26 protein-coding genes, 1 other RNA gene and 1 riboswitch are annotated in these 25,387 nt (G+C 67.9%); of the genes, 12 read left to right on the top strand and 15 right to left on the bottom strand.

All coding sequences use genetic code 11. The features are described from left to right. The first annotated feature begins 3 nt into the window (after positions 1-3). The 9 genes from aroA to AC1DH3_RS03300 all read left to right on the top strand — a co-directional run bounded on the left by aroA (position 4) and on the right by AC1DH3_RS03300 (position 8,834). A complete protein-coding gene (gene aroA, locus AC1DH3_RS03340; RefSeq protein WP_476908571.1) occupies positions 4-1,392 on the top strand; it encodes a 3-phosphoshikimate 1-carboxyvinyltransferase in 1,389 nt (462 codons plus the stop codon). Beyond that, positions 1,376-2,491 carry a ribosome small subunit-dependent GTPase A gene (gene rsgA / locus AC1DH3_RS03335; RefSeq protein ID WP_441417309.1) on the top strand — a complete coding sequence of 372 codons (1,116 nt, stop codon included), beginning with the start codon at positions 1,376-1,378 and terminating at the stop codon, positions 2,489-2,491. Before aroA ends, rsgA begins: the two co-directional genes overlap by 17 nt. A gap of 68 nt (positions 2,492-2,559) precedes the next feature. Continuing rightward, the gene (hisN, locus tag AC1DH3_RS03330; protein WP_175321887.1) at positions 2,560-3,372 is read left to right on the top strand and encodes a histidinol-phosphatase; all 813 of its coding nucleotides are present in this window, start codon (positions 2,560-2,562) and stop codon (positions 3,370-3,372) included. An 89-nt stretch (positions 3,373-3,461) separates the two neighbouring features. Then, positions 3,462-3,575, top strand: a riboswitch (SAM riboswitch). 34 nt (positions 3,576-3,609) lie between these two features. Further along, a complete protein-coding gene (locus tag AC1DH3_RS03325; protein WP_441417308.1) occupies positions 3,610-5,037 on the top strand; it encodes an aminotransferase class V-fold PLP-dependent enzyme in 1,428 nt (475 codons plus the stop codon). 72 nt (positions 5,038-5,109) lie between these two features. Further along, on the top strand, positions 5,110-5,901 hold the full coding sequence (locus AC1DH3_RS03320) for a class I SAM-dependent methyltransferase (protein ID WP_441417307.1): 792 nt from the start codon (positions 5,110-5,112) through the stop codon (positions 5,899-5,901). Between the two features lie 95 nt (positions 5,902-5,996). Beyond that, the gene (locus AC1DH3_RS03315) at positions 5,997-7,292 is read left to right on the top strand and encodes an Nramp family divalent metal transporter (protein ID WP_476908570.1); all 1,296 of its coding nucleotides are present in this window, start codon (positions 5,997-5,999) and stop codon (positions 7,290-7,292) included. 10 nt (positions 7,293-7,302) lie between these two features. Further along, the gene (locus AC1DH3_RS03310; RefSeq protein WP_476892272.1) at positions 7,303-8,016 is read left to right on the top strand and encodes a metal-dependent transcriptional regulator; all 714 of its coding nucleotides are present in this window, start codon (positions 7,303-7,305) and stop codon (positions 8,014-8,016) included. Further along, the gene (locus AC1DH3_RS03305) at positions 8,017-8,466 is read left to right on the top strand and encodes a fluoride efflux transporter FluC (RefSeq protein WP_441417305.1); all 450 of its coding nucleotides are present in this window, start codon (positions 8,017-8,019) and stop codon (positions 8,464-8,466) included. Continuing rightward, positions 8,463-8,834, top strand: a complete 372-nt coding sequence (locus AC1DH3_RS03300; RefSeq protein WP_476892271.1) for a fluoride efflux transporter FluC — start codon at positions 8,463-8,465, stop codon at positions 8,832-8,834. Before AC1DH3_RS03305 ends, AC1DH3_RS03300 begins: the two co-directional genes overlap by 4 nt. Here the strand turns inward: AC1DH3_RS03300 and AC1DH3_RS03295 are convergent. Continuing rightward, the gene (locus tag AC1DH3_RS03295) at positions 8,831-10,249 is read right to left on the bottom strand and encodes an MFS transporter (protein WP_476892270.1); all 1,419 of its coding nucleotides are present in this window, start codon (positions 10,247-10,249) and stop codon (positions 8,831-8,833) included. The genes AC1DH3_RS03300 and AC1DH3_RS03295 overlap by 4 nt on opposite strands. 110 nt (positions 10,250-10,359) lie before the next feature. Between AC1DH3_RS03295 and AC1DH3_RS03290 the strand changes: the two genes are divergently transcribed. Both AC1DH3_RS03290 and AC1DH3_RS03285 read left to right on the top strand, forming a co-directional pair. Continuing rightward, a complete protein-coding gene (locus AC1DH3_RS03290) occupies positions 10,360-10,731 on the top strand; it encodes a hypothetical protein (RefSeq protein ID WP_476892269.1) in 372 nt (123 codons plus the stop codon). A 51-nt stretch (positions 10,732-10,782) separates the two neighbouring features. Next, positions 10,783-10,917 carry a hypothetical protein gene (locus tag AC1DH3_RS03285; RefSeq protein WP_261375082.1) on the top strand — a complete coding sequence of 45 codons (135 nt, stop codon included), beginning with the start codon at positions 10,783-10,785 and terminating at the stop codon, positions 10,915-10,917. Positions 10,918-11,017: 100 nt separating this feature from the next. Here AC1DH3_RS03285 and ssrA read toward each other — a convergent pair. The 13 genes from ssrA to AC1DH3_RS03220 all read right to left on the bottom strand — a co-directional run bounded on the left by ssrA (position 11,018) and on the right by AC1DH3_RS03220 (position 21,378). Continuing rightward, positions 11,018-11,386, bottom strand: a transfer-messenger RNA (tmRNA) gene (gene ssrA / locus AC1DH3_RS03280). Between the two features lie 128 nt (positions 11,387-11,514). Further along, positions 11,515-11,985: an SsrA-binding protein SmpB gene (gene smpB / locus AC1DH3_RS03275; RefSeq protein WP_441417300.1), complete on the bottom strand. Its 471-nt coding sequence runs from the start codon at positions 11,983-11,985 to the stop codon at positions 11,515-11,517. 39 nt (positions 11,986-12,024) lie between these two features. After that, positions 12,025-13,431, bottom strand: a complete 1,407-nt coding sequence (locus AC1DH3_RS03270; protein WP_476908569.1) for a peptidoglycan DD-metalloendopeptidase family protein — start codon at positions 13,429-13,431, stop codon at positions 12,025-12,027. A gap of 25 nt (positions 13,432-13,456) precedes the next feature. After that, complete coding sequence (gene ftsX / locus AC1DH3_RS03265) at positions 13,457-14,371, bottom strand: permease-like cell division protein FtsX (protein ID WP_476892267.1); 915 nt, start codon at positions 14,369-14,371, stop codon at positions 13,457-13,459. Further along, positions 14,368-15,162 (bottom strand): cell division ATP-binding protein FtsE, encoded by a 795-nt coding sequence (ftsE, locus tag AC1DH3_RS03260; protein WP_476908568.1) that lies wholly within the window; start codon positions 15,160-15,162, stop codon positions 14,368-14,370. Before ftsE ends, ftsX begins: the two co-directional genes overlap by 4 nt. A 197-nt stretch (positions 15,163-15,359) precedes the next feature. Next, a complete protein-coding gene (gene prfB / locus AC1DH3_RS03255) occupies positions 15,360-16,475 on the bottom strand; it encodes a peptide chain release factor 2 (protein WP_476892265.1) in 1,116 nt (371 codons plus the stop codon). Positions 16,476-16,564: 89 nt separating this feature from the next. Then, positions 16,565-16,975 (bottom strand): pilus assembly protein TadG-related protein, encoded by a 411-nt coding sequence (locus AC1DH3_RS03250; protein ID WP_476892304.1) that lies wholly within the window; start codon positions 16,973-16,975, stop codon positions 16,565-16,567. Between the two features lie 56 nt (positions 16,976-17,031). Next, a complete protein-coding gene (locus tag AC1DH3_RS03245) occupies positions 17,032-17,469 on the bottom strand; it encodes a hypothetical protein (protein WP_476892264.1) in 438 nt (145 codons plus the stop codon). After that, positions 17,450-17,842, bottom strand: a complete 393-nt coding sequence (locus AC1DH3_RS03240; RefSeq protein WP_441417855.1) for a TadE family protein — start codon at positions 17,840-17,842, stop codon at positions 17,450-17,452. Before AC1DH3_RS03240 ends, AC1DH3_RS03245 begins: the two co-directional genes overlap by 20 nt. A gap of 75 nt (positions 17,843-17,917) precedes the next feature. Beyond that, entirely contained in the window at positions 17,918-18,166 is a 249-nt protein-coding gene (locus AC1DH3_RS03235; protein ID WP_441417854.1) for a hypothetical protein, read from the bottom strand. 169 nt (positions 18,167-18,335) lie between these two features. After that, positions 18,336-19,268, bottom strand: coding sequence for a type II secretion system F family protein (locus AC1DH3_RS03230; RefSeq protein ID WP_441417853.1), 933 nt, complete (start codon positions 19,266-19,268; stop codon positions 18,336-18,338). Positions 19,269-19,273: 5 nt separating this feature from the next. Continuing rightward, on the bottom strand, positions 19,274-20,128 hold the full coding sequence (locus AC1DH3_RS03225; RefSeq protein ID WP_476892263.1) for a type II secretion system F family protein: 855 nt from the start codon (positions 20,126-20,128) through the stop codon (positions 19,274-19,276). Beyond that, positions 20,128-21,378: a CpaF family protein gene (locus AC1DH3_RS03220; RefSeq protein WP_476892262.1), complete on the bottom strand. Its 1,251-nt coding sequence runs from the start codon at positions 21,376-21,378 to the stop codon at positions 20,128-20,130. Before AC1DH3_RS03220 ends, AC1DH3_RS03225 begins: the two co-directional genes overlap by 1 nt. A 268-nt stretch (positions 21,379-21,646) precedes the next feature. On the opposite strand from AC1DH3_RS03220, the gene AC1DH3_RS03215 reads away from it, so the two are divergent. Continuing rightward, complete coding sequence (locus AC1DH3_RS03215) at positions 21,647-24,022, top strand: GH25 family lysozyme (protein ID WP_476892261.1); 2,376 nt, start codon at positions 21,647-21,649, stop codon at positions 24,020-24,022. A gap of 89 nt (positions 24,023-24,111) precedes the next feature. On the opposite strand, the gene AC1DH3_RS03210 is transcribed toward AC1DH3_RS03215, so the two are convergent. Further along, positions 24,112-25,353: a hypothetical protein gene (locus AC1DH3_RS03210; protein WP_441417291.1), complete on the bottom strand. Its 1,242-nt coding sequence runs from the start codon at positions 25,351-25,353 to the stop codon at positions 24,112-24,114. Between the last annotated feature and the right edge of the window lie 34 nt (positions 25,354-25,387).

Genomic DNA, 25,387 nt, shown 5'->3' with positions numbered 1-25,387 from the left:
GCAATGACTGGCACCACCCCCACCGCTGCAGCCCCTTCCCTTCCGGCCGGCGGCGGTCCGCATTGGCGTGCGCCCTTCGCCGAGCGTCCCGTCGACGCCACCCTCACCGTTCCCGGCTCCAAGTCCCTGACTAACCGGTACCTGATCTTGGCCGCCCTCGCGGACGGGCCGTCCAAGCTCCGTGCTCCGCTGCACTCCCGGGACTCGGCCCTGATGATCGAGGCCCTCCGGCAGCTGGGGGCCACCATCACCGAAGTGCCCGGCGACGGCGCCTACGGCCCGGACCTGGACATCACCCCCATCGCCCCGGATGCCGCTGCCGCGGACACCTCAATCGACTGCGGCCTGGCCGGCACGGTGATGCGCTTCGTGCCTCCGGTCGCCGCGCTGCACCGCGGCCGCTCAGCATTCGACGGCGATCCCCACGCCCGAAACCGGCCGATGGGCACCATCATCGAGGCACTGACCGGTCTCGGCGTCGCCGTTAGCGCCCCCGACGGCGGACCGGCGTCGTCGTTGCCGTTTTCCGTCCAGGGAACGGGAGAAGTCCGCGGCGGCCACCTCGTCATCGACGCCAGCGCCTCGTCGCAGTTCGTTTCCGCCCTGCTGCTCGCGGGAGCCCGCTTTACCGAGGGACTCCACCTCGAACACGTGGGAAAGCCCGTACCGAGCCTGGACCACATCAACATGACGGTCGCCGTGCTGCGCGGCGTGGGCGTGGCGGTCGATGACTCGGTGCCGAACCACTGGGTTATTTCCCCCGGCCCGATCCGCGCCTTCGACCAGCGGATCGAACAGGACCTCTCCAATGCCGGGCCGTTTCTCGCCGCGGCCCTCGCCACCCGCGGAACCGTGCGGATCCCCAACTGGCCGGCCGGGACCACCCAGGTCGGCGATCTCTGGCGCGGCATCCTGGCCACCATGGGCGCCACCGTGACGCTGGAGCACGGCACCCTGACCGTGAGCGGCGGCCCGGAGATCAAGGGCGGCGACTTTGACGAAACCAGCGAACTCGCCCCGACCGTGGCAGCCCTCTGTGCCCTGGCCACCGGCCCCTCCCGGCTGAGCGGCATCGCCCACCTCCGGGGCCACGAAACCGACCGGCTTGCCGCCCTCGTCGCGGAAATCAACCGCCTTGGCGGGGACGCCGAAGAGACCCCCGACGGACTCATCATTAGGCCGGCGAAGCTGCACGGCGGCGTCGTGCACAGCTACGCGGACCACCGCATGGCCACCGCGGGCGCAATCCTCGGTCTCGCCGTCCCGGACGTGGAGGTCGAGGACATCGCCACCACGGCCAAGACCATGCCCGGCTTCCCGCAGCTGTGGGGGGCCATGCTCAGCCAGGCAAGCACCGCAGACAAGGACGCCGCCGGTGGCACGCAGCACTGACTCCTGGGACGAATCCGACGTCCGGATCCGCCCCAACAAAAAGGGCTCCCGCCCCCGCACCAAGGACCGGCCCAGCTACGACGACGCCGTCACCGGCCGGATCGTCACCGTGGACCGCGGACGCTACACCGCCGTCGTCGGCGAGGGCACCGCCGACGAACGCAAGATCATCGCGGCGCGGGCCAGGGAGCTGCGCCGCAACCCCGTAGTTGCCGGGGACTTCGTCTCGCTCGTCGGGGACGTCAGCGGCGAACCCGACACCCTGGCCCGGCTGGTCAAGATCCAGGACCGCAGGACGCTGTTGCGCCGCAGCGCGGACGACACGGACCCGATCGAACGCGCCGTCGTCGCCAACGCCGACCAGCTCGTCGTTGTCGTGGCCGCAGCCAACCCGGAACCCCGCACCGGCTTCATCGACCGCGCTCTGGTGGCCGCCTACGACGCCGGCATCGAACCGCTGCTGCTCGTCACCAAGGCCGACGTCAAGGACCCCGCCGAGCTGCTGGCCAACTACCAGCACCTGGATTTCCCGGTGATCATCTCCAAAACCGCGGATTCGGCCGCCTCCGGCATCGACGCCCGCTCCGATGACGGCCTGTCCGCCCGGCTGGACAAGGCCGCCGTGTCGCAGCTGCGGGACTACCTCGACGGGAAGGTCACCGTCATGCTGGGCCACTCCGGCGTCGGCAAATCCACCATGGTGAACGCACTCACCGGCGCCGAACGGGCCACCGGCGGCGTCAACGCGGTCACCGGCCGCGGCCGCCACACCTCCTCCTCCGCGCTGGCGCTGAAGGTCAGCGATGCGCCTGCGGGCAGCTGGATCATCGACACCCCGGGCATCCGCTCCTTCGGCCTGGCCCATGTGGACCCGGACAGGATCCTGCGTTCCTTCCCGGACCTGGCGCCCGGCACCGATGACTGCGAGCGGGGCTGCAAGCACGACGCCACCGCCGTCAATTGCGGCGTGGACGCCTGGGTGCAGGGCGGCCACGCGGGCCCGTCCGGCCCGGCCCGGCTCGCGTCGCTGCGCCGGCTGCTGGGCACCGATCCGCGGCTGGAAGCGCAGGACACCAAGGAACTCGGCAGCGTCTCATAGCCGCGTCTACTTGGCGGCAGCGACGTGGCCTCCCGGTCCGCGGCGCGTTTTGACGGTAGTTTGGAAGCATGAGCCAACCAGCTTCGAGCTACAACGATGACCTGCGCCTTGCCCATGTACTGGCAGATTCCGTAGATTCCCAGACCATGAGCCGCTTCAAGGCGCTCGACCTTCGGATCGAGACGAAGCCGGACCTGACCCCCGTCACCGACGCGGACAAGTCCGCCGAGGAAGCCATCCGCGGGCAGCTGTCCCGCTCCCGCCCGCGCGACGCCGTCCTGGGCGAGGAGTTCGGCAGCTCCGGCCACGGTTCGCGCCGCTGGATCATCGACCCGATCGACGGCACCAAGAATTTCGTCCGCGGCGTCCCGGTCTGGGCCACCCTGATCGCCCTCGTCGACGAAGGCGAACCCGTGGTGGGCGTCGTCAGCGCCCCCGCACTGGGCAAGCGCTGGTGGGCCGCAAAGGGCGCCGGCGCCTACATGGGCCGCTCACTGGCCGCCGCGACCCGGCTGCGGGTCTCCAACGTCTCCCGGCTCGCCGATGCGTCACTGTCCTATTCGAGCCTCGGCGGCTGGAAGCAGCGCGGCAACCTCGACGAGTTCCTCGGACTCACCGAGGAGGTCTGGCGTACCCGCGCCTACGGCGATTTCTGGTCCTACTGCCTCGTGGCCGAAGGCGCCGTCGACATCGCCTGCGAGCCCGAACTCAACCTCTACGACATGGCGGCGCTGGTCCCGATCGTGACGGAGGCCGGCGGCCGCTTCACCTCGCTCGAGGGAGAGGACGGCCCCTTCGGCGGCAACGCGCTGGCGACCAACTCGATCCTGCACTCCGAAGTCCTCAAGCGCCTCAACCCGGGCCTCGACGACCTGCTCTAGCCGGCCACGCCCGAGGCAGCCCGTAACACTACGCTTCATATTCCGCCCTCCCTTTTCCGTGCGACCGGCCATGTCCTAGGCTCGAAGCAGGTCACGAGTGCCAGCGCAAAACCCCGGTTTGCTGGCCGGCAACCCTCCATTCGCGGCGGGGTGCCCCGGGTGACGACCTGGCCGGTCCGGAGCGGACCCGGCAAGCGCGGATCCCCTGTGTGCGGGGTCCTTTTCGAGCGAGGTCCCATGACGACTGCCACCATCCCCACCCACACCACCAGCGCCGGCGGCCCGGAGTTCACCGACGCACGCTTCGACGCCGCCCGCCGGCCACTGTCCGCGGTTTCCGGCGCCGAAATCCTGGCCCCCCTGATCCAGGGCGGCCAGGTCCGGTACGCCAACCTGGACTACGGAGCCTCCGCCCCGGCGCTGTCCGTGGTGTCCGCCTACCTGAACGAGATCCTGCCGTACTACGCCAGCGTGCACCGCGGCGCCGGCTACGCCTCCCAACTGAGTACCTCGGTGTACGAAAACGCCCGGAACATCGTCCGCGGGTTCGTCGGCGGCCGTCCGGATGACTCCGTGATCTTCACCCGGAACACCACCGACGCACTGAACCTGCTGGCCGGCTGCCTGCCCGTCGACGACGGCCGACACACCGGCGAGGTGCTTTACCTCGACATCGAGCACCACGCCAACCTGCTGCCCTGGCAAAACGTCCCGCACCGCAGCGTCGTCGCGGCGCCCACCCTGGCCGGCACCGTGGAGCGGCTCCGGGCGGAACTCGCCCTCGGCGGAGTAAGCCTGCTCGCCGTGACCGGCGCGTCCAACGTCACCGGCGAAATCCTGCCGATCCGTGAGCTGGCCGCGCTGGCGCACGAATTCGGCGCCCGGATCGCCGTCGATGCGGCCCAGTTGGCCCCGCACCGCCGCATCAACATCGCCGCGGACGACGTCGACTACCTCGCCTTCTCCGGCCACAAGCTCTACGCCCCGTTCGGCGCCGGCGTGCTGGTGGGCCGGCCGGACTGGCTGGACGCCGGCACCCCGCACTTGGCTGGCGGCGGCGCAGTACGGGACGCACGACTCGACGCCGTCAGCTGGACCACCGGGCCGGCCCGCCACGAGGGCGGCTCCCCCAATGTCCTGGGCGCGGCCGCGCTGGCCCGCGCCAGCCAGGTTATCGAGGCGCTGGACGAGCAGCAGTGGCACGCCCACGAGGACGCCATCCGTTCCTTCCTGGTCGAGGGGCTGGAGCGGATCGACGGCGTAACGGTCCACCACATCTTCGAGGACACCGGCCGGGAAGGCGGCCCCGGGACGATCGGCGTGGTCAACTTCTCGGTCGCCGGTTACGACGCAGGCCTGGTCGCCGCATACCTGTCCGCGGAGCACGGCATAGGCCTGCGCGACGGCCGGTTCTGCGCCCACCCGCTGCTAAAACGGCTCGGCCTGCCCGCCGGTTCGCTCCGGGCCAGCTTCGGCCTCGGCTCACGGCTCAACGACGCGCAGCGGCTGCTCGCCGGGCTCCAGGAGCTGCGGCGGAACGGCCTGGGCTGGGACTACGTCGTGGACGCCGGACGCTGGGTGCCGGCCAACGACACGCGCAGCTATCCGCACTGGGCGCCGAACACGCCTGGCACCGCTGGCGCAGCCCCCTGCTCCGTCGACTGACCGGCAGCGCAGCCCGGGCCGCGTGCGGTAAATTCGACAGGTACGCACCAGAGCTGCCGAAGGAGATCGCACGTGGCACGCGGCGGCCCCAAACTGCACCACCCCGGACTGCAGGGTGGCCCAAAACTGCAGCACCAGCGGCGGCGGGAGCTCGGGCAGAGCTTCCAGGACGGCGGCGAGCACTACGACCGGGTCCGGCCCGGCTATCCGGCGGATTCGGCCGATTGGCTGATCCCGGCCGGGGCCCACGACGCCGCCGACCTGGGCGCCGGGACCGGTAAGTTCACGGCGCTCCTGGTCCAACGGGGGCTCAGGACCGTGGCCGTCGATCCGTCCCCGGACATGCTCGACCAGCTGCGCCGCGCCCTCCCGGAAGTCGCCGCCGTCGAGGGTACCGCCGAACACACCGGGCTGGCTTCGGGGGCCTTCGACCTGGTCACGGTGGCCCAGGCCTGGCACTGGTGCGATCCCCTGCTGGCCAGTACCGAGGCGGCTCGGATCCTGCGGCCGCACGGCGTTCTCGGCCTGATCTGGAACCAGCTCGACACCTCGGTCCCCTGGGTGCACAGGCTGTCCCGGATCATGCATGCGGGGGACGTCCACAAGCCCCACTTCACGCCGCCGCTGGGACCGGAATTCATCGGGCTGGAGAGTCATCTCACCCGCTGGGAGGATCCAGTAACCACGCAGGACGTCATGGAACTGACCAAATCCCGCAGCTACTACCTGCGGGCAGGCGAGAGCACCAGGGCCAAGGTGCTCGCTAACCTCGACTGGTACCTGCACGAGCACCTAGGACACACTGCCGGGCAGCTCCTGCCGCTTCCCTACCTGACGCAAAGCTGGCGTGCCGTCAAAGCCTGAGGTTCCCGCATTGCACTGACCACGCCGCGGCGCCTATTATTTCGGTGTGCCTAACTTATATTTGTAGGCACTCAGGAACTTCTTGGGAGCCCGCAGTGCTGGACGTAGCCGGACACGAACCCCTGCCCGCGGGGAAACCGCCTGCCCGCAGGATCAGGGGTAGCCGCCGGGCTTTGCTGGGCCTGCTCGGCCCGGCGTTCGTGGCTGCCATCGCCTATGTGGACCCCGGCAACGTCGCCGCCAACCTGACGGCCGGGGCACAGTACGGTTATCTGCTCGTCTGGGTCCTCGTCGCCGCCAACGTCATGGCGGTGCTGGTCCAGTACCAGTCCGCCAAGCTCGGCATCGTCACCGGCAAGAGCCTCCCGGAGATCCTCGGCGAGCGGCTCCGGCCGGCCTGGCGCCGCGCCTTCTGGGTCCAGGCCGAGATTGTGGCCGCAGCCACCGACCTCGCCGAGGTGGTGGGCGGCGCGGTGGCCTCGTACCTGCTCTTCGGCCTTCCGCTCCCCCTCGGCGCCGTCATTGTGGGCGGCATTTCGATGGCCCTGCTCGCCGTGCAGAGCCGCAACCAGCAGCGCCCCTTCGAGTTCGTCATCATGTTCCTGCTGGGCATCATCACCGTCGGGTTCCTGGCCGGACTGTTCATCAGCCCGCCGGATCCGGGCGGGTTCGTGGCCGGGCTTGTGCCTGGCTTCCAGGGCCCGGACACGGTGCTGCTGGCCGCGAGCATGCTCGGTGCCACGGTGATGCCGCACGCCATCTACGTCCACTCGGCGCTCTCCCGGGACCGGCACCGCCCGGATCCGCATCTGCATGTCCCGCCGCACGCCATTGCCCGGCTGATCAAAGCCACGCGCTGGGACGTCGTCGCGGCGCTGGCCGTCGCCGGCATCGTCAACATCGGAATGCTGCTGCTGGCCGCGTCCACGCTGGGCGGTGAAGACGGCACGGACACGATCGAGGGTGCCCACGCCGCCATCACAGCCAACCTCGGCCCGGTGGTCGGCGTGGTCTTCGCCGTCGGCCTGCTTGCCTCCGGCCTGGCCTCCACCTCGGTGGGCTGCTACGCCGGCGGAACCATCATGCAGGGCCTGCTCAAGATCCGCATTCCGCTGATGACGCGACGGGTGCTGACCCTGGTCCCCGCCGTCGTCCTGCTGGCCGTCGGCTTCGACCCCACCTGGGGGCTGGTGCTCAGCCAGGTTGTGCTCAGCTTCGGGATTCCGTTCGTGCTGGTCCCGCTCGTGGTGCTGACCAGCAGCAAGCCGCTGATGGGCCGGTTCGCGGACGGCATGACCCTGCGGGTGGCCGCCGTCGTCAGCGTGATCCTGGTAGTGGCGCTGAACCTGGTCCTGCTGTGGCTCACCTTCACCGGTGCCGCCGGACGGTAGGCTTGGGGCTGTGAAGACCAGTCCGCCCTCCTCCTCCATTGAGGACTACGTCAAGGTCATCTACTCCTTCACGGAGTGGCAGGACAAACCCATCACCTCCACCCAGCTGGCCCAGCGGCTGGGCGTCGCGAATTCCTCGGTCTCCGAGATGGTCCGCAAGCTCAAGGACCAGGGCCTGGTGGACCACAAGCCCTACAGCGCCGTAACCCTGACCGAGGACGGCGTGCGGCTGGCCCTCTCCATGGTCCGGCGGCACCGGCTGATCGAGACCTTCCTGGTCCAGGAGCTCGGCTACCGCTGGGACGAGGTCCACGACGAGGCCGAGCTGCTTGAACACGCCGTCTCGGACACCTTCATCGAGCGGATGTCCGCCAAGCTCGGCAACCCGGTCCGCGACCCGCACGGCGACCCCATTCCGGCCGAGGACGGCTCGGTCCTGATGCCGCCGGCCTACCGGATGAGCGAGCTCGACGACGGCCACACCGGCCGGATCACCCGGATCAGCGACGAAAACCCCGAGCTGCTGCGCTACCTCGCCGCCGAACAGATCGACCTGGACTCCGACGTCGAAGTCCTGGGCCGGAAGCCCTTCGGCGGCCCGCTCGTGGTCCGCATCGGCGCCCGCGGCGAGCTGCGCGAAATCGACCTCGCCGACGAGGTGGCCTCCGCGCTCTGGGTGCACAGCGACGCGGCCCATTCCGGCTGCAGCGTCGAGGGGCGCTGAATGGAAGCGTTGGATGCGGAGCGCCGCCCGGCAACGGTCGCGACGGTTCCCGGCTGGCGGGCATGGGCGGCAGTCGCCGTCGGCGGCCTGATCGGAACCGAGCTGCGCTACGGCGCGGGGCTGGTCTTCCCCGAGGCGGCAGGCGCCGTGCCGTGGACCACGCTTGCGATCAACGTCCTGGGGAGCTTTGTCCTGGCCGCCCTGACCACCATCTGGATTGCCCGGCCGCGGACAGCTTTCTGGCTCCGGGCGGGCCTCGGCCCGGGGCTCCTTGGCTCCTTCACCACCTTTTCCGCGCTGGCCCTCGCCGTCGACCAGCAGATTCGCGGCGGCTTCCACGCCGTGTGGCTCGCCTACCTCGGCTTGTCGCTGGTCCTGGGGCTCGGCGCGGCGGCGGTCGGCTGGAAATCGGGCAAAGCGCTGGCCGACCTGAGCGGCAGGGCACAGTGACCGCCGCCCTGCTGGTGGGGGTCTTCGGAGTGGCCGGCGCCCTGGCCAGGTTCGCCGTCGACTCCTGGTTCGCCCACCGGCCTGGACCCCACCCGCACTGGCCCTGGGCCACCCTGGCCGTCAACGTGGCCGGATCCTTCATCATCGGGCTGTCCCTCGGGATGACGCCGCACCTTGGGCTCGGCCCCGAGTGGCAGACGGCGGTCGCCAGCGGCCTGGCCGGAGGCCTGACCACGTTCAGTTCCTGGACCACGGCCACCATCCGGCTGGTCAGCGAAGCGCGCTACCGGGCCGCCGCCCTGAACGTGGCCGCGAACCTGGCGGCGGGGCTGGCGGCGGCCGCCGTCGGCATCGCGCTGGCCGGCTAAGCCGGCTGGGTAGGGGCGTCCCCTCCCCCACTGTCCGCGGGTTCCCTCGGCGGGTTCCTGATCCCGACGGCGGACGCCGCAGCGCCCGCGACGAATAGCGCGGCGGTGACCGCCGCCGTGCCGTGCAGGCCCGACGTCGTGATCACCGGTCCGGTGATGAGCCCGGCAAAGGCGATGGTCACCAGGCCCGCGATGCGGGCGACGGCGTTGTTGACGGCCGAGCCGATCCCTGCTTCTTCAGGATCCACGGCACCCAGGATCGCGGAGGTCAGCGGCGCCACTGTCACGGCCAAACCGAGTCCGAAGACCACCAGCCCGGGAAAGACCTGTCCGAAGTAATCCAGCGGCAGGCCGATCCCCAGCATCATCAAAAAGCCCGCCGCGCACAGCAGCGGCCCGGCCGTCATGAACCAGCGCGGACCGAAGCGGCCGGAGAGAGCCCCGATCTTTGCGGAGAGCAGGAGCAGGATCAAGGTGGAGGGCAGCAGGGCGATGCCGGCTGCGGTGGCCCCCAGAGCGGCGACCTGCTGCAGGAAAAGCCCCAGGACGAAGAACCCAAGGTTCAACGCCCCGTAGATCACCGTGGTGGCGACGTTGCCCCAGCCGAAGTTGCGGATGGCGAAAAGCCGCAGCGGCATCATCGGCGCCGGGGTCCGCCGCTCGTGGAGCAGGAACCCGGCCAGGCCGGCAATCCCAAGGACCAGCGGCAGCCAGACCTGCGGGGCGCCCCAGCCGAGGCTCCCGCGTTCGATAAAGGCGTACACGACGCCGCCCAGGCCGATGATCGCCAGGACGGTACCCGTGACGTCGATCGTGCTGCCGGGCGCGCGTCCCAGATCCAGTTCGCGCAGCTTGCGCAGGGCCGGCCACACGGCAACCGCCGGGACGATGTTGAGGAAGAAAATGACCCGCCAGGTGAACACATCCACGGAGATGCCGCCAAGCACCGGGGCCGCCACGATGGCCCCGGAGGTCCACGCGGACCACTTGCCGATCGCGGCGGACTGGGCCGGGCCACTGAACACCGTCACGATCAGGGCCAGCGAGCTGGGCACCAGCAGTGCTCCGGCGACGCCCTGCAGGCCGCGCGCCACAATCAGCGACTCCCCGCTCCAGGCGAGGCCGCAAAGCACGGAGGTGGCGGTGAAGCCGGCGAGGCCCCATTGCAGCACCCGGACCCGGCCGAACTGGTCCGAGAGGGAGCCGGCGACCAGGATCAGCGCCCCCAGCGTTAGCAGGTAGGCGTCCACCACCCATTGCTGGACCACCAGGCCGCCGCCGAGTTCACGGCTGATCGCCGGGAGTGCAAGGTTGACCACCGAACCGTCGAGGAAGGCGATGAAGGACGCGACGATCGCCACGTACAGCACGCGCCTCTCAAGGCTGGACAGGGCTGTGGCGGGGGTGCCGGACATGGCTGCTGCCTTCCTCACTGCCTGCCGGACGGCGGGCACCGGGTTTGGGATGAGCCTAGCACCGGCGGCCGGCTGACTGCCGGTGTGCCCGGATCCCGTAAAGTTAAAGGATGGTTACGAGACGCGAAGCTGCCCAGGCCCTTGATATTCCGCTGGAAATGGCACACCGTCACGGCATTCCGTCCCGCCTGTCCGAGGCCGAACTCGGCGCCCTGCTGGACAGCCCGCCGGCCTGGCTCCTCCAGTCGAGGGCCAACCGGACGGGCAAACGCCCGGTCTGGGTCCAGCTGACCTGTGCCGTGTGCGGCTTCTCCGAAACGGCCCGGCCCAAAAAGTGGTGGCCGGAGTTCAGCTTTGTCTGCTGCGCCCACCATGCCCCGCACGAGCGGCCCGCCCTGGAGGCCGGGCTGGTCCGCAGCGAATATGAGGGCGTCGGCAGCCGCTTCATCGGCATCGTGGACGTCGCGGTGCCCGAGGCGTAGCCTTAAAAGCACGGGCTCATCCCGGGCCCCCCGCCTTTAGGGAGCGCGCAAATGCCTGACAAGTCGCCGCACCGGCACCTTACGAAGAAGCCGGTCAAAACCATCAAGGAAAAACGGGCCGAGAAGAAGGCCAAGCACATCGTGGACGAGCACACCGATCCGGTGGCGCACATCAAGAAGCGCTAACCCGCCGTCCAGCACAACAAAGTCGAGCACAACAAAAAGGCCGGAAGCTGATGCTTCCGGCCTTTTGCTACGGGGTGGAGCTCCGTTGCCGGCGCTCCCTATGTGGAGATGGGGGGAATTGAACCCCCGTCCGATGTCGTGTTGTCAGGGCTTCTCCGGGCGCAGTTTGCGTCGGATTTTCTCGGCCCCAGCCATGCTGCAAACAGCTGGCTGATCCGGGCCCAGTCATCAAAGAGTCCCGTTCACCCCGATGACGGAGGTAAACAGCAGTGGCTATCTAAATGACGCCAGGATCCGGGGCAATAGCAACCTCGGGCTGACGGACTGTCTTACTGCTTAGGCAGCGAGAGCGAAGTCAGTGCGTTTTGATTCGGCACTTATTGGTTTGCAGACAGCGTTTACGAGATAATTCTGCATCCTCGGCCCGCTTCACCTGTCGCGACTAACATCGTCGAAACCGATCATCCCCGTATTTTTTTATCAAACCGGTCAGGTGCCCGCCGATCCGCCTTCGCGGGTTCAGCCGGTTCCTTCCCGGACTACCAATCATAACGCAAGGCCCGCCGGATTCATTCCCGCGGGTTTGGTGCACCTTGCCTAGCGCCTGTTCCGCTCGCGCATCACGCGCAGGGCCTCACGCTTGTCCTGCTGCTCGCGCAGCGTCTGGCGCTTGTCGTATTCCTTCTTGCCCCGGGCGACGCCGATCTCCACCTTCGCGCGGCCGTCCACGAAGTACAGCTGCAGCGGCACGATTGTGAAGCCGGATTCGCGGATCTTGTGCGAGATCTTGGTCAGCTCGTCGCGGTGCAGCAGCAGTTTGCGACGCCGGCGCGCGGCATGATTGGTCCAGCTCCCCTGGTGGTACTCGGGGATGTGGATGCCCTCCATCCACAACTCGTCGTTGTAGAAGGTGCAGAAGCCGTCAACCATGGAGGCATGGCCCTCGCGGAGGGACTTCACTTCGGTGCCCATGAGCGCGATACCGGCCTCATAGGTATCCATGATGTGGTAGTCGTGCCGGGCCTTGCGGTTGGTGGCCACTACCTTCCGGCCACTTTCTTTAGGCACGGTAAAACTCCTTAGTCGATGGATCGGGTCAGTTCCAGTTTAGAGCAGGCCCATCGGGTCGACTGCCTGGCCGTTGACCCAGGTCTCGAAGTGCGAGTGGCAGCCGGTGGAGTTGCCGGTGGTCCCGGAGTATGCGATCAGCTGACCCTGGCTCACCTGCTGGCCGTCAGAGACCACCACAGAGGTGTTGTGGTAGAAGATCGTGGTCAGCGAGTTGCCCTGCACAACGCCGTGCGAGATTTTCACGTGGTTGCCGCCGCCGTCGTTCCCCCACCCCGCCGAGAAGACCGTGCCGGCCGCCGGGGCGTAGACCGGGGTGCCGCAAGCGGCGCCGAAGTCGATGCCTGTGTGCATGTAGCCGCCCTGGCCGTAGAAGTCGATGGTGCCCGGCGGCGTCGCGCGCCAGCCGAAACCCGAGGTGATCGGGACGCCGTTGAACGGGCTGCGCAGGCCGAAGGCCGACACCGGTCCCGGCGGGGCCGGGACGTAAGGCGCCGGCCGCGGCGCAACCTGGCCCTGGGCCCGGGCCGCCGCGGCGGCCGCAGCGGCGCGGGCCGCCGCGATCCGGCGCTGTTCAGCTTCCCAAGCCTCGCGCAGCTTCCGGTCGCGTTCGACGATTTCGGCCGCGACGGCGTCCTGCCGGGCTTTGACCTGCGCGAGCTGGCCCTGGATGGCGGGCTTGGCTGCCTGCAGCTGTTTGTTCAGCCGGGTGGTGTCGGAGATCAGCTTGTCCACCGTGGCCTTTTTGGCCGCCGCCTCGTCGCGTGCCGCCTGCTCCCGGACCAGCGCCGCGTCAGCCTTGGCCTTGAGGTCCGCGATTTCGGCTTCCACCGCCTGCAGTCGCGCCTGGGAGTTGACGTTCGTGGCGTTCTGCTGGGTCAACTTGTCCATCGCGGTGTTCTGGCTGCGCAGCGCCTGGTCCGCCAGGTCGATGGTGTCGGTCAGGCTGCCGTTGTTCGAGCCAAAGAAGAGCGAGAGGTTGGACGGCACGCCGCCGGACTTGTAAGCCTGGGTGGCAATCTGCCCGATCAGCTTGCGGGTGTCGGTGATCTTCTTCTGGTCATTCGCCAGCTGCTGGGTGATTTTGGCTTTGTTCTGCTGGGCCAGGTCCACGCGGGCAGCGAGGGCTTCAACCTCCTTGACCGCACCGGCCACACGGCCCTGGGCGTCAAGCAACGCCTGCTGGGCACCGGGAAGCTGGCCCTGGTAGAGCACCAGGTCGCCTGCCGCTTTGGCGATGCGTGCGTCCACGAACTCCAACGAATGCTGGACCCGCTCGGCCTCAGCCCTGAGCGCAGCCTGCTGGTCTTCGAGGGTGTCGGCGAACGCCACCGGGGTCGAAGCGCCCAGGTTGGCCGCGAGGACGAGCACCACGGCGGCGCTGATCAGGCGGCCGCGGCGGAGGGTACGGCGGGCCGGATCGGTGCGTCGGACCATCGGTTTCATGAGCATTCCTCTTCGTTGCGCAAAGCTAGACCCTCAGGTAGCGGCGGAGGGTCAGGAGAGATGAGGTGCCGGCCAGCAGCACACCAAGGCCGATCAGGGCCGGCGCCAGGAGCAGCGTCTGGGCCGGGGAAATGAAGGCAGTGTCCGGATACTGTTTGGACAGGACCCCGCCGAGGAAGAAGTGGGCGACGGCCCACAGCGTGCCGGAGGCGAGGGCCGCGCCAATCACGGCCGCGATCACGCCCTCCAGGATGAAGGGCAGCTGGATCACCATCTTCGACGCGCCCACGAGGCGCATGATCCCGGTTTCCCGGCGGCGGCTGAAGGCGGAGAGCCGGATGGTGGTGGCAATCAGCAGGATGGCGCAGACAATCATCACACCGGCCACGCTGACCGCCACCAGGGAGGCGGCGTTCATCGCGGAGAAGAGCCGTTCCAGCAGCTGCCGCTGGTCGATGACGGACTCCACACCGGCCTGCGAGGAGAAGTTCTCGCTGATGACCTCATACTTTTCCGGATCCTTCAGGTTGATCCGGAAGGAGGCCGGGAGCTGGTCCGGGGTGACCGAGTCAACGATCGGCGAGTTGGAGAACTGCTCCTTGAAGTGCTTGTAGGCCTCGTCCTTCGATTCAAACTGGAAATCGTTGACGTACTGGGCCACGGACGGGGACTGCAGCAGCTGGCGCAGGTTGGCCTGCTGCTCCGGCGTCGCCGGGCCGGAGGCGCAGCCTGGCGCCGTCGAACCGTCGCTGCAGAGGAAGACGGCGACCTGGACCTTGTCGTACCAGTACCCCTTCATCTGGTTGATCTGAAGCTGCAGCATGCCGGCGGCACCCACGAAAGTCAGGGATACGAAGGTCACCAGGATGACGGAGACCACCATGGACAGGTTCCGGCGCAGGCCGCTGCCGATCTCGGCCAGGATAAAAGCGAGTCTCACAGCTTGCCCTCCCGTGCGTGCTGGGCCTCGCCGTTGGCGGCGCCGACGTCGGACGGCTCGCGGCCGCTCGCGTCCCGCAGCCGGCGGGATTGTCCCACTACCGGGATCATCGAGGTGTACAGGGCCCGGGCCTCGTCACGGATCACGACCCCGTTGCGCAGTTCCACTACGCGTTTGCGCATCTCGTTGACGATGTCGTCGTCGTGGGTGGCCATCACCACGGTGGTGCCGTTCTGGTTGATCTTGTCGAGGACGCCCATGATGCCCATGGAGGTCGTCGGGTCGAGGTTGCCGGTGGGCTCGTCCGCCAGCAGGATGCCGGGACGGTTGACGACGGCGCGGGCGATCGCCACGCGCTGCTGCTCACCGCCGGACAGTTCGTGGGGCAACCGGTTTTCCTTGCCTTCGAGGCCGACGGTCTTGAGGACTTCGGGGACGGTTTCGCGGATGACGCTGCGGCTCCGGCCGATGACCTGCATGGCGAAGGCAACGTTGGCGAACACGGTTTTTTGGGGCAGCAGGCGGAAGTCCTGGAAGACGACGCCGATCCCCCGGCGCAGCCGCGGCACCCGCCAGCTGGAAATCTTCGCCACGTTCTGGCCTGCGACGTAGACGGCCCCTGAGGAGGCGCGGTCCTCTTTCAGCACCAGGCGCAGGAAGGTCGATTTGCCGGAGCCGGAGGCACCCACGAGGAAGGCGAACTCGCCACGGTCGATCTCAAGGTTGATCGAATCCAGCGCCGGTCGCGCGTTCTGGTCGTAGACCTTGGTGACATTTTCGAAACGGATCATGGCCCTAATACCCTGCAGGAGCCGGGCATCTTTCAGACCAGTTCTGCTGCCGGGGCGCGGGCTTTCTTTTGGGGGAAGTAGGGCACCGGCCCCTCGACTATACGCACGGGTAACAGCACAGGGGCCGGAGCACGGGGGCGTGTCGCGGGATTTGGGCCCGGCGGGCCGGTTATGGCACGGGCCGCCGGGGCGCCTTGCTAGTCTTCGGCGTTGCGGTTGTCGGTCCGCCAGCGGATGCCGGCGTCGATGAAGTCGTCGATCTCGCCGTCGAACACCGCCGAGGTGTTGCCCACCTCGTGCTCGGTGCGGAGGTCCTTGACCATCTGGTACGGGTTGAGCACGTAGGAGCGCATCTGGTCGCCCCAGGAGGCCTTTACGTCGCCGGCGAATGCCTTCTTCTCGGCGTTTTCCTGCTCCTTCTTGAGCAGCAGCAGGCGGGACTGCAGCACCCGCAGCGCCGCCGCGCGGTTCTGCAGCTGCGACTTCTCGTTTTGCATGGACACCACGGTGCCGGTGGGGATGTGGGTCAGGCGGACGGCGGAGTCCGTGGTGTTGACCGACTGGCCGCCCGGGCCGGAGGAGCGGAAGACGTCGACGCGGATCTCGTTGTCCGGGATGTCGATGGAGTCGGTCTGCTCGATCAGCGGGATGACTTCGACGGCGGCAAAGGACGTCTGGCGCCGGCCCTGGTTGTCGAAGGGGCTGATCCGGACCAGCCGGTGGGTGCCCGCCTCGACGCTCAGCGTGCCGTAGGCGTAGGGCGCCTTGACCTCGAAGGTGGCGGACTTCAGCCCGGCTTCTTCGGCGTAAGAGGTGTCCATGATGGTGGTCGGGTAGCCGTGGCGCTCGGCCCAGCGCAGGTACATCCGCAGCAGCATCTCGGCGAAGTCCGCGGCGTCCACGCCGCCGGCACCCGCGCGGATGGTGACCACGGCTTCGCGTTCGTCGAACTCGCCGGAGAGCAGCGTGACCACCTCAAGGTCCTTGAGGGCCTTGCGGATCGATTCGAGTTCCGCGGCGGCCTCCCCCATCGAGGCGGCGTCGTCCTCGTCCTGGCCCAGTTCCACGAGGACTTCCAGGTCGTCGATCCGGGCGGCCAGCTTGTTCAGCCGCTCCAGTTCGGACTGCTTGTGCGAGAGCTTGGAGGTGATGACCTGCGCGGCCGCGGGGTCGTCCCAAAGGTTCGGCTCGCCGGCGCGCTCGCTCAGTTCGTCGATGTCTTCCTTCAGCGCATCGACGTTCGAAACGTTCTCGATCGAGGCGTAGGTGGCGCGCAGCGCGCGGATTTCTGCGGGAAAATCAATGTTTGCCATGGTTTTTCAAGCCTACGCTATCCGCCGCGGACGCCCCGGCCCGGTGGTCGCGCCCGGGAGCCTCGCCCGGGCCCGGGGCTTGCGTGCGGTCAGCGCGTCAGCCGGGACCGCGCCGTCGACGTCGCCTCGATCCGGATGCCGTCCGGGACCAGGAAGTTCACGATGGGCGGGTGGACGGCGGCGCTGAGGACCACGACGGCGGTGGACCCGTCGGGACTGCCCGTCGCGGGGCCGACGGCCAGGCCGCTGAACCTGGCGAAGGCGCCGTTGCGGTTCAGGTAGTCGGCGGCGGTGCTGCGCACCCGGCTGCCGCTGAGGACTGCGGTGGGGCTTCCGGAGGAGCTTTGCAGCTGCCCCAGGGTGAAGCTGTCCGCGGCCGCCACGGAGGCCCCGTCCGCCAGCGACAGCAGTTTCTTGTGTTCGATGTAAACGTTGGACGCAGCCGCGACCACAGTGGTGACCAGCAGGGCAAGCAGTACATAGCCGATGATCAACACCATCAACTGGCCGTCCTCACCGTCCTGGCGTCCCGCCGACCCGACGGCCGGGTGGGTGGTCACCGGAACCGCCCAACGATCTGCGTGGCGGAGGCACTGAGCCGGCCGGCGTCGAGCCTCAGGGTGTCGCTGAACGGCACGAACGGCAGCGGCACCGCGAGTCGCACGGTGACGGTGACGGCGGATCCGGCAGCGGTGCAGTCGGCGGGAACGCAGCTGGTTTCCAGGCTCGCGTTTTCCGCCGGCTGCCCGTAGTCGGCGAGCGCCAGCTGCACGGCTTGTTCCGCGGCGGCCCGGCCGCTCGCGGCGTCGGGCTGGGCAACGTAGACCTTGGCTGCTTGGTCCGCTGCGCCGACCACCGCGAAGGAGCCGCCCTGGAGCTGGCCGATCGTGATGATGAAGTAGACCACCGGCACCATCAACAAGAGGGACAGGAAGGTGAATTCGATGACGGCGCTCCCCCGCTCGGCATCGTCGCTAGGGCTGGATGGCGGCATGGCCTTTCACCTCCAGTAGTTCGCGGGGGCCGATCAAGCCGATGACAGGAAGCGGTGCGCGGACAGTTACCTCCAGTGTGCGGATGCCGGCGTAGGTGGTCTCCGCGGTGCTGACGTCCCGGGCGAACTCCGGCGTGAGCGCCACCCCGATCAGTTGCGTGGTGCGTTCCTTGGCGTCGGCGGCGCCGCGGTCCGCCAGGGTGCCGTACCGGGCGCCCGAAGCCGCGGCATCGATCAGGGTATTCCGGACGTGCAGGACGAGGGCTAGCTGGATGATGCCCAAGAAGAACAGCGTGAGCAGTCCGCCGACCAGGACGAAGTCGACAACGGCTGAGCCGCGTTCCCGGCCGGCGGGACCGGCGGCGTCCTGGATGGCGGGACCGACACACTGGTCGGCGGGGCCGACACACTGGTCGGCGGGGCCGCGGCCGCCGGCTGCATACACCGCCTACTGCCCGACTTTTTGCATGGCCTGGTTGAAGAGCCCCTCCAGCGCGGGGCCTGCGAGCGCCAGCAGTGCGGCGACCAGCACGGCCGACATCAGGGTGATCATTACCCAGCCTGGGACATCCCCGCGCTCCCCGAGATCCCGGCTACCGTGCGCCCGCCCGCTCTGCCGGCCGGGGTGTTTGCCTGGCTGTTTGCTCGGCTGGATTCCTGGCTGTCTTCCTGCGGCCGCGGAAAGCCACAGCAGTATGGCCGCCGTGTGAGCCAGTAACAACGTGCGGATACCAATACTCTTCACCGTTTCCCCTTTGTGTTTTGAATGTCGCAGTCGAGCTGCGCTGCTTGCCCCTGTTCTGATGCGGTTACTGCCCTACTGCTTACTGCGTACGACCCCTCCACGTCTTGCTCAGAGGTCTTGCTCAGAGTCCCAGGCTGATGGCCGCCAGCCCCGGGAAGACGGCGAACACCACGGTCAGTGGCAACACGCCGAAGACGAGCGGAACCATCATGCCGATCTCCTTCCGGCCGGCGGACTCCATCAGTTCGCGCTTGGCGGTGTCGCGCACGTCCTGGGCCTGGGCGCGCAGGACTTCCGCCAGGGGTGTCCCGCGTTCCACCGCGACGATCAGGCCGTCCACGAACCGGACCAGCGGGCCCAGCTCGGTTCGTGACGAGAACTCCTGCAGGGCATCCGCCAATGGCTTCCCGGCCCGGGTATCGGCCAGGACCCGGGAGAACTCCTTTGACAGCTCGCCCTGCGTTCGGCGGCCTACCCGGTCCAGGGCGCCGGTGGCGCTCTCGCCAGCACTGACCGCCAGGGCCATAAGTTCGGCCACGCTGGGGAACTCCGCCATCATCCGGGCCTCGCGCTTCTTGACCTGCGCCCCCAGCACATAGTCGCGGAAGAGGAACCCGGCCAGGCCGGCGCCGACGACGATCAGCACGGCGAAGAGCGGATTGAAACGACCCATTGCTCCTCCCAGCAGCACGATTCCCGCCGCCCCCACGAAGCCGCCGGCGGCCCAGAGCAACTGCTCCGCGCGGAAATCCACCGACGATTTGCTGCTGCCGGCCCGGGCGAGCCTACGGTTGAGCGCCGATGAACCCGGGTTCAGCCTGCCCAGCGCTCGGACCCCGTCCCGGATCACCGGGCGCAGGATCCGTTCGAGCGGGCCAAACGGCGTGACGTTGCCGGCAGCCGTGCGCAGCAGTCGGGATTCAAGGTTGTGGGATCTCAGCTGCGGCCCGATGCGCTCCGCGAAGGTCATGGGCCGCATGAACGGAAGCCGCACCAGGAACAGCCAGAGGCCTGCACCCAGTACTGCGCCGCAGACCACCGCGCTCGCCATCATCCCGTTCACCGGAGTACCCGCTCGTCCTGCGGGAGGGCACCGATTCGCAGCATGACGGTGTAGGAGAACAACGAGACCAGCAGGCCGCCGACCAGAACCACTGTGCCGACGGGCGAGTTGTAGGCGGCCACGGCCTCGGGCCGGCCCGCCATCAGCACGAGGACAATCCATGGAGCGGCCACGGCGAGGCGGGCGGCGTTCACCGTCCAGGATTGCCGGGCTTCCAGCTCGCTGCGGGTCCGGGCGGTTTCCCGCAGGAATTCGGCGAGCGTGCCCAGCAGGCGTCCGAGGTCCGATCCGCCTACCTCCCGCGTCAGCCGCAGTGCCTCAACGATCCGGTCAGCAACGGGATCAGCAAGTCTCTCCTTCAGCCGGTCCAGGGCGGGATCGAACTGGCCGCCGGACCGGTAATCCGCGCCGAAGTCGCGGAACAACTGCCGCAGCTCGGACGGCCCCTTCTCGCCCAGTTGAATAAGTGCCTCCGGCAACGACAAGCCCGCCCGGATGGCCGAGCGCAGGTGGTCGACGACGTCGGGCCACAGCTCGCGGAGGAGGGCCGTGCGTTTGCGGGCGCGCCATTTGACGATGCCCAGCGGGAGCCAGGTCCCGAACAGCCCGAAGCAGCCGGAAATCGGCCATGACCTAGTGCCCGCAAAGAACACAAGAGTCACGAAAGCACCGACGCCGAGACACGTCGCGAGCAGGCCCAGCCGGCTGACCTTTTCAATGCCGGCGGACCGCAGGAGGTCCTCCAGCCGGCTGACCCGGGGCCGGCGCCTGGCTGCGTGGGGGCGTTCCCAGGCGGACCACCAGACCAGCAGCAGTCCGGCTCCCCCGAGCACCCCCAGCAGCGGCGCCATCAGCGCGGCTCCAGCAGCGCCGCGACGTCGAACCCGGAGCGGGCGAACTTCTCGGCAGCCGGCATGGAATTCGCCTGCGGTTGGAGCTTCCCGTCGAGCATGTCGAACACCATCGACGACTCGATGATGCCGTTCTCCACCCTGCGACCCAGTGAAAGGATTTCCGTGACTTGGCGCCGGCCGCCCGGTTGACGGCTGCAGTGGACCACCAGGTCGATGCAGGACGCCACGGTCGGGACGACGAAGGCGCTCGAGATATTGTCCCCCGCCAGCAACGGCAGCGTGCAGATCTTGGTCACCGCATCATGGGCCGAATTTGCGTGGATCGTGCACATTCCCGGCATGCCGGAATTCAAGGCAATGAGCATGTCCAGGCTTTCGGCCTCGCGGACCTCGCCGACCACGAGCCGGTCCGGCCTCATCCGGAGGGCCTCCTTGACGAGCCGGCGCATGGGGATCTCGCCTTCGCCCTCCAGGTTGGGCTGCCGGCACTGCAGTCCGACGACGTCGCGCAGCGGGAACTGGAGTTCAAAGATTTCCTCCACCGTGACGACCCGCTCGCGCGTGCCGATGCTCGCGGCCAGGCAATTGAGCATGGTGGTCTTACCGGCCTGCGTAGCGCCCGAGACCAGGATGTTGAGCCCGCTTGCCACGGCGGCGCCGAGGAAGCGGGCCGACTGCGGGGTGAGGGTGCCCAGTTCCACGAGGTGTTCGAGCCGGCTGGCCTTGACCACGAATTTGCGGATATTAACCGCCCAGTGCCGCCGCGTCACGTCGGGGATGACGACGTGGAGCCGCGAGCCGTCCGGCAGGGCCGCGTCTACGAACGGGGAGGAAATATCCAGCCGCCGGCCGGAGCTCTTCAGCATCCGCTCCACCAGGTTGCGCACCTGCTGGTCCGTCAGGGCGATGGATGTCAGCTCGGATTCACCGTTGCGCGCAACGAAAATTTCATCCGGGGCGTTGAGCCAAATCTCTTCGATGGCCGGATCGTCGAGCAACGGCTGCAGCGCCCCGAATCCCGCCACGGCATCGAAGACAAATCTCCGGGCCTGCTCCAGCGGGCCGATGGGCGGAAGCGGTGCGAGCAGCGCACGCTCGTCGTAGTCGCTGATGGCCTCCTCCACGAGGCGGCGGACTTCCCCGCTTTGCCGCAGCGGATCAAGGCCGCGGCGACGGATCAACTCACGGACTTCGTCCTCGATGATGCGCACAGCTTCCACGGTGCCCCCAACATGACCGCTACCCATCCCCCTGGGGCAGTGCAACTGGGTTAAAGCTAGAGGCGCCCGGGCCGACGGACAAGGGCGCGGCCGGATCTATGTGGAAAACAGATTCTCCGATTCATAACAATTGCCTCACTAGTAACACGAGGCACTCTGGTTCACGCTTGGCGGCGGTGTTAGGGTGGGCGCGACAAGTCAGACATTCTCACATCCCGGACAGCTGCCTCCTGCATGGCACCCGGGCGTGGGATCACTATGACACTGCCATGAGCGTGTTGTTCCGGAGCGGCAAATGAAACGGACCCAACTTCCACCCCTGAGCCTTCTCGGCAGCCGGATCGGAGCCGTGCTTCTGGCCGCCTCCCTGCTTGCGCTCCCGGGACTGGTGCCGCCCGCCGCCGCCGTCGAACCGACACCCGCGACAACCACAACGGCGACACCGGCGCCCACGGCGAGCACGCCGGCCCCGCCCGCCTCCCCAACACCGGCCCCGGCCACTCCGTCGTCGTCGTCCTCGGCAACACCGTCGCCGTCTCCGAGCACCGCGCCGGTGGCCGTCGACCGGACATCCGAGGCCTACCGTGCCGCCATGACGGCGGCCACCCGCTCAGGCGGAGCGGAAATGGGCGAGGCCGGACGTTCCGCCGCCGCGGCCACCGGGGACAAGGCCACCACCCAGGCGCTGGCGACTGAGGGCACCTGGACGCCGACGTTCGGCATCAAGGGCATGGATGTCAGCCAGCACCAGCCCTCGATTAACTGGCAGCAGCAGTGGAACCTGGGTGCCCGGTTCGTCTACATCAAGGCAACCGAGGGGAACTACTACACGAACCCGATCTTCTCCACCCAGTACAGCGGATCGCGGGCCGTCGGCATGATCCGGGGCGCCTACCACTTCGCCAACCCGGCTGCGTCGTCCGGGGCGGACCAGGCAAGGATCTTCGTGCAAAACGGCGGGGGCTGGTCCAACGACGGTTACACCATGCCGCCGGTGCTCGACTTCGAGGGCAACCCCTACGCGGGCCAGACCATCAACGGTTACTACCAGGGCAACGCCTGCTATGACATGTCCCGCGCGGCCCTGACCGCCTGGGCAAAGGACTTCAGCAACACCATGAAGTCGCTGACGGGTCGGCTCCCGGTCATCTACACCGGCAACTACTGGTGGAAGGACTGCGTCGGAAACCCCCTCGGCTTCGGCGACAACCCGCTCTGGCTGGCCTCCTACCCGATCTCGGCCTCCAACGACGCCGGTCCGATCCCCGCGAGCTGGTCCACCTACAGCATCTGGCAGTTCAGCAGCACCGGACCGTTTGCCGGGGACTCGAACGTCTGGAACGGTTCCACGGCCCAGCTGCAGTCATTCGCCCGCGGAACTGTCGGCTCCAACGGTGCAATCGACGCCAAATGGGTGGCCACCGGCGGTGCAACAGGGCCGCTGGGTGCAGCCAAAACGACCTCGGAGATCTGCGGGCTCGTGGGCAACGGCTGCTACCGCGCCTTCACCAACGGCAACATCTACTGGACCTCCGCGACGGGGGCGCATCCGGTCACCGGAGCCTATTGGACTGCCTGGGGCAAAGCCGGATGGCAGACAGGAATCGGCTACGCCACCAGCGACGCCATCTGCCCCACCACCACAACCACGTGCCACCAGACCTTCCAGGGCGGCAACGCCTACAACACCCCCGGCGTGGGGACGTTTGTCGTGAAGAATTCCTACATGCCCGCCTGGAAAGCAGCAGGCTGGCAAGACGGCATCGGGTACCCCAAATCCAACGAGAACTGCGGGCTTTACGGCGGCGGCTGCTACCAGGAATTCACCCGCGGCAACATCTACTGGTCCGCCGCCACCGGCGCCCATGCCGTGACCGGCGACTTCTGGGCGGCGTGGGGGCGGGCCGGCTGGCAGACCAAGATCGGCTACCCCACCAACGACGTCACCTGCGGGCTTTATGGCGGCGGCTGCTACCAGTCCTTCAGCAACGGCAACATTTACCAGTCATCCGCCACGGGAGCCCACGCGGTGACCGGAGCCTTCTGGAATGGCTGGAAAGAGGTCCGCTTCCAAACAACCATCGGCTACCCCACCAACGAGGCCGTTTGCGGGCAGTACGGCGGCGGGTGCTACCAGACGTTTGCCGGCGGCACCATCTACTGGAGCTCCGCGACCGGAGCCCACGCCGTCACCGGCGAGTACTGGAAGGGCTGGCAGCGCGCCGGATTCCAGCCGAAGATCGGCTACCCCACGGGGACCGTCAGCTGCGGACTCTACAACGGCGGCTGCTACCAGCCCTTCACCGGCGGCAACATCTATTGGAGCGCCGCCACCGGAGCCCACGCCGTCACCGGCGCCTACTGGAAGGGGTGGGGTGAAGCAGCCTGGCAGCGCGGAATCGGCTACCCGAAGGGTTCGGTGGTCTGCGGACTTTACGGAAGCGGCTGCTACCAGCCCTTCAGCGGGGGCAACATCTACTGGACGGCGGCGAGCGGCGCCCACGCCGTGAACGAACCATACATGAGCCAGTGGCGCGTGGCCGGCTGGCAGATGGGCAAGCTCGGTTACCCCACGCAGGCCGCAATCTCCTACGCCGGGTACAAGACAGTTCGTTTCCAGGGAGGGACAATGACCTGGACCGCGTCCGGCGTCAAGGTGGCCTACTTCTAGGCGAAGATCCCAGAGTCGACGGGAATGGCCGGGCGAAAGTCATTGGACTTTCACCCGGCCATTTCCATCTTTGCGGCAGGGCGCCCGGGCTAGATCGGGCTTCCGCTCCCCGCCAGGTGCTGAGGTGACCTCTTCCGTTGCCGGACCCGATCAGTCACCGACCTGGCCAGCAAGCCTATGCCAATGGCGACGCCGACCCAGAGGCTGGAGCCCAGGCGCTCTGCCTGCGTGTAAACCGGGTGTCCGACGACGCTGAGGATTCCGTAGAGGGACAGCGCCACTCCAGCCCACCCGGCCGGCGGCAACAGTTTCTCGCGCATGGCGCGCACGTATCCCCACACACCCACAACGAAGACAAGGAGATACGCAGCGTTGGCCGGGAGATCCATCAGGAACCTCCACAGGAAGTCGCCCTCCAGCACGATCAGCAGGCTGAACGGATCGTCCACCGGCGGGTGCCGGAAGTGGTCGGTGAAGGTGTCCTGCAGGCTCTCGTTGAGGCCCGGGAAGCCAAACAGTCCGTTGACGGCCAGCGAGGTCACGATCAAGACCGTGGCGATGACGATGCCCAGGCGTATCTGGCTGTAGCGGCGGTAGGTCTTGAAGATCAACAGGCCGACGCAGACCAGCAGGAAACTCAGGCATAGCAGCACGGCGGAGGAGTACTTGAAGAAAAACACCAGTCCCAGACCGAGCACCAGCAGGGCCGTCCCCCGACCCCGGGAGCCCCGCAGTACGTGGGCCATGCCGATGGCCATGACCAGGGCGGAGGCAAGTGTCGGACCCTCCGCCAGCAGGGCGACACCGTGCGGGATGCTGGCGGGCAGGGCGTAGAAGGCGGCCTGGACCAGGAGGGACGGCACCAGGTTGAGCCCGGCCATCCGTGCCAGCCGGGCCATAAGCAGCCCTGCGATGGCTGTTCCGGCGACGGCGACCAGCCACATGCCCTCACGCTCGCCGAGAAGCCGCATGAAGGGAATCGACAGGAGCGGGAAACCCACCCTTGGGGTGAAGATGGCCTGGTACTGGGGGTTCCGGTCCACCCAGCCGATCACCGGGCCGCGGCCGGCAACGGTCTTGGTGATGCAGTTCTCGAGGGTCCCCTTGTAGGGCACGGACGGGTTTTTGCAGAATTCCGTGAAGGCGTGCAGCCACGCCTGGTCCGAGGGGATGCCCTGCAGCTGGTCGGCGATTCTGATGTACTGGACAGTGTCGCCCCAGACGACGCCGGGCCCCATGAGCATGACCGCCAGGATGAACAACAACGCGAGGCCGGCATGCGCCGAGCCGTGTTGCAGCCGGTATTTCCAGACACTAACGTGGTCGGTCACGATCATGATCCCCAAACAACTAGCAAGCCGATAT

The sequence above is a fragment of the Arthrobacter sp. 05L428 genome (assembly GCF_056397665.1).
Note: the sequence above shows the minus strand (reverse complement) of the source record. Positions and strands in the feature narration are given on the sequence as shown.